Source organism: Streptomyces sp. VRA16 Mangrove soil (genome assembly GCF_017377775.1).
Classification (GTDB): Bacteria; Actinomycetota; Actinomycetes; order Streptomycetales; family Streptomycetaceae; genus Streptomyces.
The window spans coordinates 69,428-82,540 of the sequence record NZ_JAFVLN010000003.1 but is presented as its reverse complement, the minus strand read 5'-3'; the positions used below and the strand labels follow the sequence as shown (position 1 = coordinate 82,540).

Below are 13,113 nucleotides of genomic sequence, written 5' to 3'. Positions count from 1 at the left end.
CAGGCCACTTACGATGGGGCTCCATCACGCACCGCACCGGGAGCCCCATCCGTGACCGCCGTCGCCCCCGACCGACTCATCGGCCGTCTTGTCCCCGTCGACGTCCACTTCGACGACCTCGACGCGCTCGGCATGCTGCACAACGCCCGTTACCCCGTGCTCGTCGAGCGCGCCTGGACCGCGCTGTGGAACGAGCGCGGCCTGGTCTTCGAGGGTGACTGGGACGCGGCGGGCGACTTCTGCAACGCCGTCAAGGAACTCTCCATCAGCTACGAGGCCCCGGTCCTGCGCCCCGGCGGCTACGCCGTCCACCTGTGGATCGAGCGGCTCGGGAACACCGGCCTGACCTACGGTTTCCGCTTCTGCTCCGCGGACGGCGCGACCACGTACGCCCGCGGGACGCGCGTCCTGGTCCGGCTCGACCCGGCGACGCTGCGCCCCGCGCGCTGGAGCGACACCCTCAGGGCTTCCGCGCAGGATCTGCTGCTGCCGCGGGACTGAGCTGCTCCGGCACCCTCCCGCCGGCCTTCCGGTCACCGGCCCGCAGCACCCCCGCGAACACCGCGAGCCCGCACGCGAGCACGGTGACCAGGCCGAACGACACCACCAGGCTCGTCGCCTGGGCGATCGTGCCGATCGCCGAGGGCGCGACCAGTCCTGAGGTGTACGTGATCGTGGCGACTCCGGCGATCGCCAGGCTCGGGTTCGGGCCGCTGCGCCCGGCCGCCGCGAAGGCCAGCGGCACGACCACCGCGATACCGAGGCCGAGCAGTCCGAATCCGGCCATCGCGACGACCGGGTTCGGGGCCACCACCACGAGCAGGGCGCCGAGCGCGGCGCCGACCCCGCTGACCCGGACGGTGCGCACGGCCCCGTAGCGGTCCACCACCTTGTCGCCCGCGATCCGCGCGATCGCCATGGTGAGCGTGAAGCCGGTGGTGCAGGCGGCCGCGAGCCCGGCCGACGTGTCCAGCACGTCCTTGAGGTAGACCGCCGACCAGTCCAGGCTCGCGCCCTCCGCGAAGACCGCGCAGAACCCGACCGCGCCGATCAGCAGCGCCGACCTGGGCGGCAGCGCGAACCGCGGCGGCGGCTCCTCGTCCTCCGCCGGCCGCAGATCGAGCACCCACCGGCAGGCCGTGAACCCGACGACGGTCAGCACGGCCGAGGCCAGCAGATGGTGCAGCCGGGCGTCCGCGCCCAGATGCGCGGCGAGCGTGCCGCCCGCCGAACCGATCAGGGCGCCGGCGCTCCACATGCCGTGCAGGCCCGACATGATCGACTTGTCGAGGCGGTTCTCGACCTCGACGCCGAGCGCGTTCATCGCCACGTCCGCCATGCCGGCCGAGGCACCGTAGACGAAGAGGGCCGCGCAGAGCGTCAGCAGGTTCGGGGCGAGCGAGGGCAGGGTCAGCGCCAGCGTCCACAGGGCCAGCAGTCCGCGCAGCGCGGTCCGCGCCCCGAACCGGTGGCTGATGCTCCCCGCCAGCGGCATCGCCACCGACGCGCCGATCGCGGGAAAGGCGAGCGCGAGCCCGAGCTGGCCCGCGCCGATCCCCGCGTGCTCCTGGATCCAGGGCACCCGGGTCGCGAACGAACCCGTCACGGCCCCATGGACACAGAAGACGGCCGCGACGGCATAGCGCGCCCGCCTCAACTCCCTTGTCCCGTACGTCATTTCGCTCATCCCGCGGGCCCCTCCCGGTCCATCTCCACGCTCGTCCCTCACGGTGCTGGCGTAAACTATCAGGAACCCTGCCTGATAGTTAACCCGTTTCCGCGTAGGATCCCGCCATGCCCGCATCGCCGAGGACCGCCCGAGCCATCAACGACCGGCTCGCCCTGCGCTTCCTGCAGACAGAGGGCCCGCTCACCGCGACGCAGCTGAAGGAGCTCACCGGGCTGTCCCGGCCCACCGTCGCCGACCTCGTGGAACGCCTCACGGCCTCCGGCCTGATCGCGGTCGTCGGGGAGGCGGGCGCCCAGCGGCGCGGCCCGAACGCCAAGCTGTACGGGATCGTCGCCGGCCGCGCCCATCTCGCCGCCCTCGACGTGCGCACCGAGGGCGTCCGGGTGGCCGTCTGCGACCTGCTGGGCGCCGTGCTCGCCGAGGCGTCGGTCCCCGTCGACGTGGGGGAGCCGACGGGGGCCGCCGTCGAGCGGGCCGTCGCGCTCGTCGAACGCACGGCGAAGGAGGCCGGCGCCGAGCCGCTGCACACCGTCGGCATCGGCGCGCCCGGCCTCATCGACCCCGCGACCGGCGAACTGCGCGACTCCTCCGGCCTGCCCGAGTGGCACCGCCGCCTGGTCGCCGCCCTGCAGGAACGGCTCCCCGCGCGGGTGCTGGTGGAGAACGAGACGAACCTCGCCGCCCTCGCCGAACAGCGCGACGGCGCCACCCGGGACCGGGACGAGTTCGTCCTGCTCTGGCTCGGACTCGGCATCGGCGCGGCCGTCGTCCTGAACGGGAAGCTGCGCCGCGGGGCCTCCGGCGGCGCCGGCGAGGTCGGGTTCCTGCCCGTGCCCGGCACGGCCGGACTGCCCTCGGCGACCGCCTGCGACGGGGGCTTCCACTCGCTCGCCGGCTCGGCGGCGATCCTCGAACTCGCCGTGGCGCACGGGCTCGTGGGGCCCGGGGCGCCGGTCGAGCGGGCCGCGGAGGTCGTACGGGAGGCGGTGGCCGACGGCGCGGACCCGTTCCTGGACGCGCTCGCCGACCGGGTCGTCCTCGGGGCGGCGGCCGTCGTCGCCGTCCTCGACCCGGGCTGCGTCGTCCTCGCCGGTGAGGTCGGCCGGGCGGGCGGCGACGTACTCGCCGAACGGGTCGCCGCCCGGCTCCGGTGGATGTCCCCGCTGGTCACCGAGGTGCGGCCCGGACAACTCGGCGGTGGGGCGGTGCTGCGCGGGGCCCTTCTGATGGCCCAGGAGGCGGCGCAGGAGGCGGTGTTCGCGTCGTAGCTTCGGGGGCGCGAGGAACCGTTCGGCCACCACCCGCGCACCCGCACGAGCCCACGTCCCTCAGGACGAACGGCGCTCCAGGAACTCCCCGAACGTGCCCTTCCCCACGGCCTGTTCCGGCGCCAGATGCCCCCCGTCCCGGAACGCCCGGTACGTCCGCCCGAACAGCGGCACCGACACCACGGCCCGCCGCTTCCCTGCGGCCCGCAGATACTCCCGGGCCAGGTCGGCGAGGCCCCGCACCTCCGGTCCGCCCATGTCCGCCACCCGCCCCGCGGGGGGCCCGCCCGCCAACTCGGCCAGCCGGTCCGCGACTTCGGCCACCTCGATCGGCTGGTCGGCGACGCCCGACGGCAGCACCATCACCGGCAGCCGCGCCGACGCCGCCACAACCGTACGGACGAGATCGTGGAACTGCGTGGTGCGCAGCACGGTCCAGCCGAGCCCCGACTCCGTCACCAGCCGCTCCACCGCGAGCTTCGCCTTGTAGTAGCCGAACGGCACCCGGTCCACGCCGACGATGGAGATGTAGACGAGATGCGCGACGCCCGCCCGGCGCGCGGCGTCGATCAGATGCCGCGCCGCCTCCTCGTCGCCGCCCCGCGTGGACGAGGCGCAGTGCACGATCACGTCCACGCCCTCGACGGCCCGGTCGAGCGCGGGCCCGCCCGCGCGCAGGTCCACGGCGTACGGCTCGGCGTGCCTGCTCAGTACCCGCACCTCGTGCCCCTCGCCCCGCAGCCGCTCGGTGACGAGCCGGCCGAGCGTTCCGGTCCCGCCGGTCACCAGGATCGTGGTCATCGCTCTCATCAGCCCCTTCTGCGCGGACGCCCCCTCGTGGGGCGCCCGTCACCACAGAGAACCGGCGAGCCCGCGCGTTTGTGACACGGCCGTCAGAGCGCGGCCAGCTGCCGCTCCAGGTACTCCAGCTTGTCCGGGTTGAGCACGGCCCGCGCGGTGGCCAGCGCCCCGTCGCGCACATCGAACGTGACGACGCAGAAGAGGGTGTCCCCGCGCCGCGCCACCATCCCCGGCGCGCCGTTGACCTCGGCGACGAAGAGGTCCACGCCCGCGCCGAACCGCTCCCAGGTGCCCGCCAGGAACCGCAGCACCTTCTCGCGCCCCTCGACGGGCCTGCGCGCCGCGGACGCCTTGCCGCCACCGTCGCCCCACCAGGTCACATCGGCGGCGAGCAGCTTCTCCAGGCCCGCCAGGTCGCCCTCGCGGGCCGCGTCCACGAACGCCTCCACCAGGTCGTGCCGCACCTGTGGCGACGGCTCGAACCGGGCCTCGTCGGCGACCACACGCGCCCGCGCGCGCCGGTACAGCTGGCGGCAGTTGGCCTCGCTGAGATCGATCACGTCGGCGATCTCGCGATACCCGTACGCGAACGCCTCCCGCAGCACGTACACCGCCCGCTCGGTCGGCGTGAGGCGTTCCAGCAGGACGAGCAGCGCGGCCGAGACCGAGTCCCGCTGCTCGGCCGAGTCCAGCGGCCCCAGCGTGCCGTCCGCCGTGAGCACGGGCTCGGGCAGCCATGGACCCACGTACTGCTCCCGCTGCACGCGGGCCGAGGTGAGGCGGTTGAGACAGAGGTTGGTGACGACCTTGGCGAGCCAGGCCCCCAGGTTCAGCACCGCGTCCGGCTCGGTGGCGTGCAGCCGCAGATACGCGTCCTGCACGGTGTCCTGCGCCTCCTGGACGGAGCCCAGCATGCGATAGGCGAGTCCCACCATCCGCGGGCGCAGCTGCTCGAACACGGCGATCCGGTCGGTCGTCACCGCACCAGCGTGCCAGAGCGCGCGCCGAGGCCGGCGAGGGATCCGCTCAACCAACGGCCCCGCCGCGCCAGTTGGCGCACATATTCCCGAAGGGGAGCGGAAACCATGGGCGCGCCCTGTGAGTCACCCCACAGCGATCTCATGCATGCACATCGATCGGACGTGGCACACTGGCCCTGTACCAGAAGCAGCGCACTCCGGGGTCGGTGAAAGTCCGAACCGGCGGTTACAGTCCGCGACCCGGTCACGTCCAGTGACCGGTTGACCAGGTGAAATTCCTGGACCGACGGTTAAAGTCCGGATGGGAGGCAGTGCGCGGCGGGCGGGCACCCAGTGTGCGCGTCGCCGACTGTTTCGGGCACCGCGAGCGGTGTCCTGCATCCGGCGTTGTCGCTCCCGGTGTCATCGTCCGTACGTTCTGTCGTCGTCGTACGACAGTGCCCCGGAGTCCAGGCCCCTAGAGGGAGGACCCGGGTCGTGTTCACCGGAATCGTCGAAGAGCTGGGCGAGATCACCGCCATCGAGACGCTCGATGACGCATGTCGCTTCCGTGTCCGCGGCCCCGTCGTCACCGAGGGCGCCACACACGGAGACTCCATCGCCGTCAACGGCGTGTGCCTCACCGTCGTCGAGCACGGGGACGACGCGTTCACCGCCGACGTCATGGCCGAGACCCTCAAGCGCTCCAGCCTCGGCGCCCTCGCCGTCGGCTCCCGCGTGAACCTCGAACGCCCGATGGTGGCCGACGGCCGCTTCGGCGGACACATCGTGCAGGGCCACGTCGACGGCACCGGCACGGTCCTGGAGCGCACCCCCTCCGAGCACTGGGAGATCGTCAAGATCTCGCTGCCCGCGGAGCTCTCGCGCTACGTGGTCGAGAAGGGCTCCATCACGGTCGACGGCGTCAGCCTCACCGTCGTCGAGGCCGCGGCCGACTACTTCACCATCAGCCTCATCCCGACCACCCTCGCCCTGACCACGCTCGGCATCAAGCAGGCGGGCGACCCGGTCAACCTCGAGGTCGACGTCATCGCCAAGTACGTCGAGCGGATGCTCGCGGCACAGGGGGAATCCAAGTGAACTGGCTCAACACCGAGGCATTCACGATCTTCGGCCAGCACATCCTCTGGTCCGACATGATCGGCAACACCATCGGCCTGATCGCCCTCGCCCTCGGCTGGCGCCGCTCCATATGGACCTGGCCCGCGCAGCTGATCTCCGGCGCGATCCTGTTCACCGCCTTCGCCTCCGCGCACCTGTCCGGCAGCGCGGGCAAGCAGATCGTCGTCATCGTCGTCGCCCTCTTCGGCTGGTGGCAGTGGAACCGCGGCAAGAGCCAGGCGCAGGACGGCTCCGTCGCCGTCCGGTTCGCGACCTGGCGCGAGCGCGGTGCCCTCGTCGGCGCCGCCGCCGTCGGCACGCTCGCCGTGGGCGGCCTGTTCACCGCGTTCCCGACCCTGTCCTGGGACCCGTGGCCGGACGCGTACATCTTCGTCGGCACCGTCGTCGCCATGTACGCCCAGGCGCGCGGCATGGTCGAGTTCTGGTTCGCCTGGCTGCTGGTCGACGCCGTCGGCGTCCCGCTGAACTTCGCCAACGGCTTCGCCTTCTCCGGCTTCGTCTACGTCATCTACGGCGCGCTCGTCCTGTGGGGCATGCGCGACTGGTGGCTGCGGTCCCGTACGGCCGCGGCCCCCGCCCTCGAAGGAGCCCACGCATGAGCACGGCAACCGTTCTGTACGACGCCGAGGACTTCGCCCTGGACCCGGTCGAGCAGGCCGTCCGCGACATCGCGGCGGGCCGCCCCGTCGTGGTCGTCGACGACGAGGACCGGGAGAACGAGGGCGACCTGGTCGTCGCCGCCGAGAAGATCACGCCCGAGATCGTCGCCTTCATGATGAGCGAGTGCCGCGGCCTGATCTGCGCCCCCATGGAGGGCGCCGAACTGGAGCGGCTCGACCTGCCGCAGATGGTCGGCAACAACACGGAGTCGATGAAGACCGCCTTCACCGTCTCCGTCGACGCCTCCGGCGCGCACGGCGTGACCACCGGCATCTCCGCCGCCGACCGCGCCACCACGCTCCGGCTCCTCGCCTCCGGCCGCGCCGAGGCCACCGACTTCGTGCGGCCCGGCCACATCTTCCCGCTGCGCGCCAAGGAAGGCGGCGTGCTGGTCCGCAACGGCCACACCGAGGCTGCCGTCGACCTGGCCCGACTCGCGGGCCTGCGCCCGGCCGGCGCCATCGTGGAGATCGCCGGCGAGGACGGCGTCATGCTGCGCCTGCCCGAGCTGATCCCGTTCGCCCGCAAGCACGGCCTGACGATCATCTCCATCGAGGACCTGATCGCGTACCGGCGCTCGGCCGAGCCGACCGTCAAGCGCGAGGCCACCGTCCAACTGCCCACCGCCTTCGGCGACTTCACGGCGTACGGCTACCGCTCCACGGTCGACGGGGTCGAGCACGTGGCCCTGGTCCACGGCGAGATCGGTGACGGGGCGGACGTGCTGACCCGCGTCCACTCCGAGTGCCTGACCGGCGACATCTTCCACTCCCAGCGCTGCGACTGCGGCCCCCAGCTGGAGGAGTCGATGCGCCGCGTCGTCGAGGCCGGCCGCGGCGTCATCGTCTACCTGCGCGGCCACGAGGGCCGCGGCATCGGCCTGCTGTCCAAGCTGCGCGCCTACGAGCTGCAGGAGCAGGGCCGCGACACCCTCGACGCCAACCTGGAGCTCGGCCTGCCCGCCGACGCCAGGGACTACGCCGCGGGTGCCCAGATCCTCCAGGACCTCGGCGTGCACAGCCTGCGCCTGATGACCAACAACCCCGACAAGACCGACGCCCTCACCCGGTACGGCATCGCGGTCACCGCCCGCGTGCCGATGCCGATCACCGCGGGCGAGCACAACCTCCGGTACCTGCGCACCAAGCGCGACCGGATGGGCCACGACCTGCCCTGGCTGGACGCGCCCCGCACGTCCGCCTGCAGCAACCAGTAAACCGACCGTCGACCCATTTATGTACATACCGCAAATACGAGGAGAAGCGCGTGAGCGGCAAGGGTGCACCCGAACTGAGCGTGAAGAACTGCGGCGACCTGCGCGTGGCCGTCATCGCCGCCCAGTGGCACGAGAAGGTCATGGACGGTCTGGTCGACGGCGCCCTGCGCGCCCTGAACGAGCTGGGCATCAGCGAGCCCACCGTGCTGCGCGTCCCCGGCAGCTTCGAGCTGCCGGTCGTCGCCAAGGTCCTCGCGGGCCGCGGCTACGACGCGATCGTCGCGCTCGGTGTCGTCATCCGCGGCGGCACCCCGCACTTCGACTACGTGTGCCAGGGCGTGACCAACGGCCTCACCCAGGTCTCCGTCGACACCGGCGTCCCCGTCGGCTTCGGCGTGCTCACCTGTGACACCGAGGAGCAGGCCCTGGACCGCGCCGGGATCGAGGGCTCCAGCGAGGACAAGGGACACGAGGCCGTCACCGCGGCGGTCGCCACCGCGACCACGCTGCGTACGGTCGCGGAGCCCTGGCGTTAGGGGCACGGGCGGGCCGCGTAAAGTAGGGGTCACCATGTCCAATAAGACGTTCGAGGAGCTCTTCACCGAGCTCCAGCAGAAGGCCGCCACCGGCGACCCCGCCACTTCCCGCACCGCTGAACTGGTCGGCAAGGGTGTCCATGCCATCGGCAAGAAGGTCGTCGAGGAGGCCGCCGAAGTCTGGATGGCCGCCGAGTACGAGGGCAAGGACGCAGCCGCCGAGGAGATCTCGCAGCTGCTCTACCACGTCCAGGTGATGATGGTCGCCCGCGGCATCTCCCTCGACGACGTGTACGCCCACCTCTGAGCCGTACCGCCCCGTTTGCTCCCCACTCCCTGATCACGCAAAGGAATCCCGCCTCATGCTGCGCATCGCCGTCCCCAACAAGGGTTCACTGTCCGGACCTGCGTCGGCGATGCTCCATGAGGCGGGATACCGCCAGCGCAAGGAGTCCAAGGAACTCGTCACGGTCGACCCGGACAACGAGGTGGAGTTCTTCTACCTCCGCCCGAAGGACATCGCGATCTACGTGTCCTCCGGCAAGCTCGACATCGGCATCACCGGCCAGGACCTCCTGATCGACTCGAACGCGAACGCCGAGGCGATCCTGCCGCTCGGCTTCGCCCGCTCCACCTTCCGCTTCGCGTCGCGCCCCGGTGCCGTCAAGGACCTGGCCGACCTCGCGGGCAAGACGATCGCCACGTCCTACGAGGGCATCGTCGGCAAGTACCTCGCCGAGCGCGGCGTCGACGCCTCCGTGGTCCACCTCGACGGCGCCGTCGAGACCGCCATCGAGCTCGGTGTCGCCGAGGCCATCGCCGACGTCGTCGAGACCGGCACCTCGCTGCGCAACGCGGGGCTTGAGGTCTTCGGCGACCCGATCATGAAGTCCGAGGCCTGCGTCGTGCGCCGCAAGGGCGCCGCCGAGGACGACCCCAAGGTGCAGCAGTTCCTCCGCCGCCTGCAGGGCGTCCTCGTCGCCCGTTCGTACGTGATGATGGACTACGACTGCCGCGCCGAGCACCTGGAGAAGGCCGTCGCGCTGACCCCGGGCCTGGAGTCCCCGACGGTCTCCCCGCTGCACAACGAGGGCTGGGTCGCCGTCCGCGCCATGGTCCCCACCAAGGACGCGCAGCGCATCATGGACGACCTGTACGCACTGGGCGCGCGGGCCATCCTCACCACGGCCATCCACGCCTGCCGCCTCTGAGAGCCCGAGCCATGTCCGACACTCCTGCTCTGCCGGTCACCTTCCAGCCGGGGCACACCCGCGCGGTGCTGCACACGCTCGGCGCCGCGTCCTTCGTGACCATCACCGTCATCGCGCTGGTCCTGGGCGAGATGAGCGCGGGGGAGAAGTTCAGCTTCATCTTCACCGCGGCCCTCTTCTGGGGCGTCCTGGCCCTGCTGGCCCGCCCCAAGGTGGTCGCCGACGACGAGGGCGTCACGGTCGTCAACATCGCCCGCAGCCGCCGTCTGGCCTGGGCGGAGATCGTCCAGGTGAACCTGCGCCCCGGCGACCCGTGGGTGTTCCTCAACCTCACCGACGGCACCAGCATGGCCGCGATGGGCATCCAGCCGGGCCTCGCCAAGAAGAGCGCGATCCGCGACGCGAAGGCGCTGCGCGCGCTGGCGGAGTCGCGGGGCACGGTGCAGGGCTGACGCGCACGGCACAGGCTCCGGGTCGACTTGGGGGCGCCGCCCCTGACGACAGGCGCCCGGAGTTGATTAATCTGGTGGCAGGGCGTGCGCCGAGAGCCGTCCTGCCTCCGGGGTACGCGCCCCGGGGCTCCTGCTAACCGAGGAGTGACTCCCTCCAGCGATGGACGGATCGTCCGGTAGTACCTGCGCCGCCCCCTCCCGACATACCGCGCCTCGCGCGCGTACGTCCCTGGAGGCGGCGGCATGACAGTCCCGTTGCTGCTTCTCGCGGCCGCCTTTCTCCTGATCCTCGCCAACGGCTTCTTCGTGGCGGCCGAGTTCGGCCTCGTCACGGTGGAGCGCCCCGACGCCGAACAGGCCGCGGCCGCGGGCGACAAGCGCGCCCGCACCGTCGTGAGCGCCCTGAAGGAACTCTCCTTCCAGCTCTCCGGCACCCAGCTCGGCATCACCATCACCTCGCTGGTCGTCGGCATGCTCGCCGAGCCGGCCCTCGCCGAGCTGCTGCACGGCCCGTTCACCGCCGTCGGTGTCCCCGGCGGCGCGGCGAGCGGGATCTCGGTGGTCGTCGGCATGCTGCTCGCCGCCGCCGTGCAGATGGTGATCGGCGAACTCGTGCCCAAGAACTGGGCGGTGTCCAAGCCGCTCCAGGTGGCCCGTTTCGTGGCCGGACCGCAGTCGGTCTTCGCCCGCCTCTTCCGCCCGGTGATCGCCCTGCTGAACGCGGTCGCGAACCGGCTCGTCCGCGCGCTCGGCGTCGAGCCCGCCGACGAACTGGCCTCCGCCCGCACCCCCGGCGAACTCGTCTCGCTGGCCCGGCACTCCGCGCAGGCCGGCGCCCTGGAGCAGGACACGGCCGACCTGTTCGTGCGCACCCTCTCGCTCGCCGAGCTCACCGCGCAGCACGTCATGACCCCCCGCGTGAAGGTCAGCGCGCTCCAGGCCTCCGCGACCGCCGAGGACGTGGTCAATCTGACCCGCGCCACCGGCCTGTCCCGCTTCCCCGTCTACCGGGAGCGGATCGACGAGGTCATCGGCGTCGTCCACCTCAAGGACGCCCTCGCCGTGCCCGCGCACGAGCGGCTGCGCACCCCGGTGAGCCGGATCGCCCAGGCCCCGCTGCTGATCCCCGAGACCCTCCCGGTCCAGCCGCTGCTCGCCCGGCTGCGCAGCGAGCAGCCGATGGCCGTCGTCGTCGACGAGTACGGCGGCACCGCGGGCGTCGTCACCCTGGAGGACATCGTGGAGGAACTCGTCGGCGAGGTCCGCGACGAGCACGACGGTCTCGACCTGCCCGAGCTGGCCGCCGCGCCGCCCGAGGACGGCCGCCCCGCCTGGGACGCCGACGGCGGCTGCCGCGTCGACATCCTGCGCCGCATAGGACTCGACGTCCCCGAGGGCCCGTACGAGACCGTGGCCGGACTCGTCGCCGACCTCCTCGGCCGCATCCCGGCCCCCGGCGACAAGGCCGAACTCCCCGGCTGGAAGCTCTCCGTGCGCCAGGTCGACCACTACCGCGCCGAACGCGTCCGCATAGTACGGACGGCCGAGCAGCCCGCCGCTGCCCTGGAGGCGGCCCGATGAGCGCCCTGCAACTCCTCTTCGCCGCCCTGCTGGTGCTGGCCAACGGCTTCTTCGTCGGAGCCGAGTTCGCCCTGGTCTCGGTCCGCCGCAGCCAGATCGAACCCATCCCGGGCAAGCGCGCCCGCCAGGTCCTGTACGGGCTCGAACACCTGCCGCAGATGATGGCGGCGGCCCAGTTCGGCATCACCGTCTGCTCGTTGACGCTCGGCGCGGTCGCCGAGCCCACGGTGGCCAAGCTCCTGGAACCGCTCTTCGAGGCGATCCACCTGCCGCACGGCATGATCCACCCGCTGGGGTACGTGATCGCGCTCGCCGCGGTCGTCTTCTTCCATCTCGTCATCGGCGAGATGGTCCCCAAGAACCTGGCGATGGCCGCGCCGGAGAAGACCGCACTGTGGTTCAGCCCCGGTCTCGTGGCCTTCGCCCGTCTGTGCAAGCCGATCACGATCGCGCTCGGCGCCTGCGCCCGCCTGATCCTCAAGCTCTTCCGGGTCGAACCGAAGGACGAGGTCGAGGCGGTCTTCACCAGCGAGCAGCTCAACCGCATGGTGGAGGACGCGGGCCAGGCGGGGCTCCTCGACCCCGAGGAGCAGGAGCGCCTGGAGGACGCCCTGGAGCTGGGCTCGCGCCCGGTCACGGACGTCCTGCTCGCCCAGGCGTCCCTGGTCACGGTCGGCCCCTCGGTCACCCCGGCCGAGGTCATCGCCCTCACGGGCCGCACCGGCTACTCCCGCTTCCCGATCTGCGCTGACTCCGGCGCGTTCATGGGATACCTGCACGTCAAGGATGTCCTCGACCTGATGGAGGGGCCCGACACGGACCGTGCCGTGCCCCAGCACATCTGGCGCCCGATGACGACCCTGCGCGCCGAACTGCCCCTGGACGACGCCCTCACGGTGATGCGCCGGGCGGCCACCCACCTGGCCCAGGTGGCGGACGCCTCCGGCCGGGTGCTCGGCCTGGTCGCGCTGGAGGACGTACTGGAACTCCTGGTCGGCGAGGTCCGCGACCCGGCCCACCGGGACGAGCCGACGGTGCCGCCGGCCCGGAACCGGGAGGGCGTCCCGGCCTGATCACGGGCCGAGTGCCGGTCCGGGCGGCGGGCTGAGGGGTCCTACGGGGCCCCTCAGCCCGCCGTCGCGCGCCAGGCCCGGATGCGCTCGGCCCACGCCCGGTCGTCGGTCGTCTCCATGAACTCCTTGCGGTCGACCAGCAGATAGATCTCGCCGACGCCCGCGACCGTCAGGATCAGCGGTTTGCCCGCGTTGAGCAGCCCCCCGATGAAGCGCCCGTACAGGTCGGTGAACTCGACCCGGACGTCGGTCACGTCGCCGTGCCCGAGGACCAGGTCGCCGCCGTCGCCCCAGCCGCCCAGGACGAGACCGCGCTCGTCGAGCGTGAGCGTCCCGCGCCGCTGGAACAGTGCCTTCTGGCTGACGCCGCCGGCCACCTTGTCCGCCGTGGTCATCCGGCTCAGCTCGTCCGCCGTCGCGCCGATGTACGGCGCCGCGGCGGGAAACTCCTGTGCTGTGTTCATGCACCGATCGTCGCCCGCGGGGCCGCGGCCCCGCATCGGCCGATGGGCTGTACGGACGC

15 protein-coding genes and 1 riboswitch are annotated in these 13,113 nt (G+C 72.1%); of the genes, 11 read left to right on the top strand and 4 right to left on the bottom strand.

What is annotated here, in order from left to right; genetic code table 11:
• The first annotated feature begins 51 nt into the window (after positions 1–51).
• Positions 52–501 (top strand): hotdog domain-containing protein, encoded by a 450-nt coding sequence (locus tag J3486_RS09730; protein WP_207819802.1) that lies wholly within the window; start codon positions 52–54, stop codon positions 499–501.
• Here J3486_RS09730 and J3486_RS09725 read toward each other — a convergent pair.
• Positions 461–1,687 (bottom strand): MFS transporter, encoded by a 1,227-nt coding sequence (locus J3486_RS09725; RefSeq protein ID WP_207819801.1) that lies wholly within the window; start codon positions 1,685–1,687, stop codon positions 461–463. The two genes, J3486_RS09730 and J3486_RS09725, sit on opposite strands and share 41 nt — an antisense overlap.
• Positions 1,688–1,794: 107 nt before the next feature.
• Between J3486_RS09725 and J3486_RS09720 the strand changes: the two genes are divergently transcribed.
• On the top strand, positions 1,795–2,958 hold the full coding sequence (locus tag J3486_RS09720) for an ROK family transcriptional regulator (protein WP_207819800.1): 1,164 nt from the start codon (positions 1,795–1,797) through the stop codon (positions 2,956–2,958).
• Between the two features lie 60 nt (positions 2,959–3,018).
• Here the strand turns inward: J3486_RS09720 and J3486_RS09715 are convergent, their stop codons facing one another.
• A complete protein-coding gene (locus tag J3486_RS09715) occupies positions 3,019–3,759 on the bottom strand; it encodes an SDR family oxidoreductase (protein WP_207820264.1) in 741 nt (246 codons plus the stop codon).
• A gap of 92 nt (positions 3,760–3,851) precedes the next feature.
• Positions 3,852–4,739, bottom strand: a complete 888-nt coding sequence (locus tag J3486_RS09710) for an RNA polymerase sigma-70 factor (RefSeq protein WP_307804757.1) — start codon at positions 4,737–4,739, stop codon at positions 3,852–3,854.
• Between the two features lie 188 nt (positions 4,740–4,927).
• A riboswitch (FMN riboswitch) is annotated at positions 4,928–5,058 on the top strand.
• A gap of 158 nt (positions 5,059–5,216) precedes the next feature.
• Here J3486_RS09710 and J3486_RS09705 point away from each other — a divergent pair.
• The 9 genes from J3486_RS09705 to J3486_RS09665 all read left to right on the top strand — a co-directional run bounded on the left by J3486_RS09705 (position 5,217) and on the right by J3486_RS09665 (position 12,590).
• Complete coding sequence (locus J3486_RS09705; RefSeq protein WP_207819799.1) at positions 5,217–5,819, top strand: riboflavin synthase; 603 nt, start codon at positions 5,217–5,219, stop codon at positions 5,817–5,819.
• On the top strand, positions 5,816–6,460 hold the full coding sequence (locus J3486_RS09700; RefSeq protein WP_207819798.1) for a nicotinamide mononucleotide transporter family protein: 645 nt from the start codon (positions 5,816–5,818) through the stop codon (positions 6,458–6,460). Before J3486_RS09705 ends, J3486_RS09700 begins: the two co-directional genes overlap by 4 nt.
• Positions 6,457–7,737, top strand: a complete 1,281-nt coding sequence (locus tag J3486_RS09695; protein ID WP_207819797.1) for a bifunctional 3,4-dihydroxy-2-butanone-4-phosphate synthase/GTP cyclohydrolase II — start codon at positions 6,457–6,459, stop codon at positions 7,735–7,737. Before J3486_RS09700 ends, J3486_RS09695 begins: the two co-directional genes overlap by 4 nt.
• A 50-nt stretch (positions 7,738–7,787) precedes the next feature.
• Positions 7,788–8,273 carry a 6,7-dimethyl-8-ribityllumazine synthase gene (gene ribH / locus J3486_RS09690; RefSeq protein ID WP_207819796.1) on the top strand — a complete coding sequence of 162 codons (486 nt, stop codon included), beginning with the start codon at positions 7,788–7,790 and terminating at the stop codon, positions 8,271–8,273.
• A gap of 34 nt (positions 8,274–8,307) precedes the next feature.
• A complete protein-coding gene (locus J3486_RS09685; protein ID WP_111665608.1) occupies positions 8,308–8,580 on the top strand; it encodes a phosphoribosyl-ATP diphosphatase in 273 nt (90 codons plus the stop codon).
• A gap of 55 nt (positions 8,581–8,635) precedes the next feature.
• Positions 8,636–9,484 (top strand): ATP phosphoribosyltransferase, encoded by an 849-nt coding sequence (gene hisG, locus J3486_RS09680; protein WP_207819795.1) that lies wholly within the window; start codon positions 8,636–8,638, stop codon positions 9,482–9,484.
• Between the two features lie 11 nt (positions 9,485–9,495).
• Positions 9,496–9,936: a PH domain-containing protein gene (locus J3486_RS09675; RefSeq protein WP_207819794.1), complete on the top strand. Its 441-nt coding sequence runs from the start codon at positions 9,496–9,498 to the stop codon at positions 9,934–9,936.
• Positions 9,937–10,179: 243 nt separating this feature from the next.
• The gene (locus tag J3486_RS09670) at positions 10,180–11,517 is read left to right on the top strand and encodes a hemolysin family protein (RefSeq protein ID WP_207819793.1); all 1,338 of its coding nucleotides are present in this window, start codon (positions 10,180–10,182) and stop codon (positions 11,515–11,517) included.
• Positions 11,514–12,590 (top strand): hemolysin family protein, encoded by a 1,077-nt coding sequence (locus tag J3486_RS09665; protein WP_207819792.1) that lies wholly within the window; start codon positions 11,514–11,516, stop codon positions 12,588–12,590. Before J3486_RS09670 ends, J3486_RS09665 begins: the two co-directional genes overlap by 4 nt.
• 53 nt (positions 12,591–12,643) lie before the next feature.
• On the opposite strand, the gene J3486_RS09660 is transcribed toward J3486_RS09665, so the two are convergent.
• On the bottom strand, positions 12,644–13,054 hold the full coding sequence (locus tag J3486_RS09660; RefSeq protein WP_207819791.1) for a hypothetical protein: 411 nt from the start codon (positions 13,052–13,054) through the stop codon (positions 12,644–12,646).
• Positions 13,055–13,113: the final 59 nt, after the last annotated feature.

Excerpts from the sequence above, each read along its gene's own strand:
- J3486_RS09670 (WP_207819793.1), top strand. The coding sequence starts at position 10,180 with ATGACAGTCCCGTTGCTGCTTCTCGCGGCCGCCTTTCTCCTGATCCTC.
- J3486_RS09685 (WP_111665608.1), top strand. The coding sequence starts at position 8,308 with ATGTCCAATAAGACGTTCGAGGAGCTCTTCACCGAGCTCCAGCAGAAG.
- J3486_RS09695 (WP_207819797.1), top strand. The coding sequence starts at position 6,457 with ATGAGCACGGCAACCGTTCTGTACGACGCCGAGGACTTCGCCCTGGAC.
- J3486_RS09715 (WP_207820264.1), bottom strand. The coding sequence starts at position 3,759 with ATGACCACGATCCTGGTGACCGGCGGGACCGGAACGCTCGGCCGGCTC.
- J3486_RS09660 (WP_207819791.1), bottom strand. The coding sequence starts at position 13,054 with ATGAACACAGCACAGGAGTTTCCCGCCGCGGCGCCGTACATCGGCGCG.
- J3486_RS09675 (WP_207819794.1), top strand. The coding sequence starts at position 9,496 with ATGTCCGACACTCCTGCTCTGCCGGTCACCTTCCAGCCGGGGCACACC.
- J3486_RS09720 (WP_207819800.1), top strand. The coding sequence starts at position 1,795 with ATGCCCGCATCGCCGAGGACCGCCCGAGCCATCAACGACCGGCTCGCC.
- J3486_RS09725 (WP_207819801.1), bottom strand. The coding sequence starts at position 1,687 with ATGAGCGAAATGACGTACGGGACAAGGGAGTTGAGGCGGGCGCGCTAT.
- hisG (WP_207819795.1), top strand. The coding sequence starts at position 8,636 with ATGCTGCGCATCGCCGTCCCCAACAAGGGTTCACTGTCCGGACCTGCG.
- J3486_RS09665 (WP_207819792.1), top strand. The coding sequence starts at position 11,514 with ATGAGCGCCCTGCAACTCCTCTTCGCCGCCCTGCTGGTGCTGGCCAAC.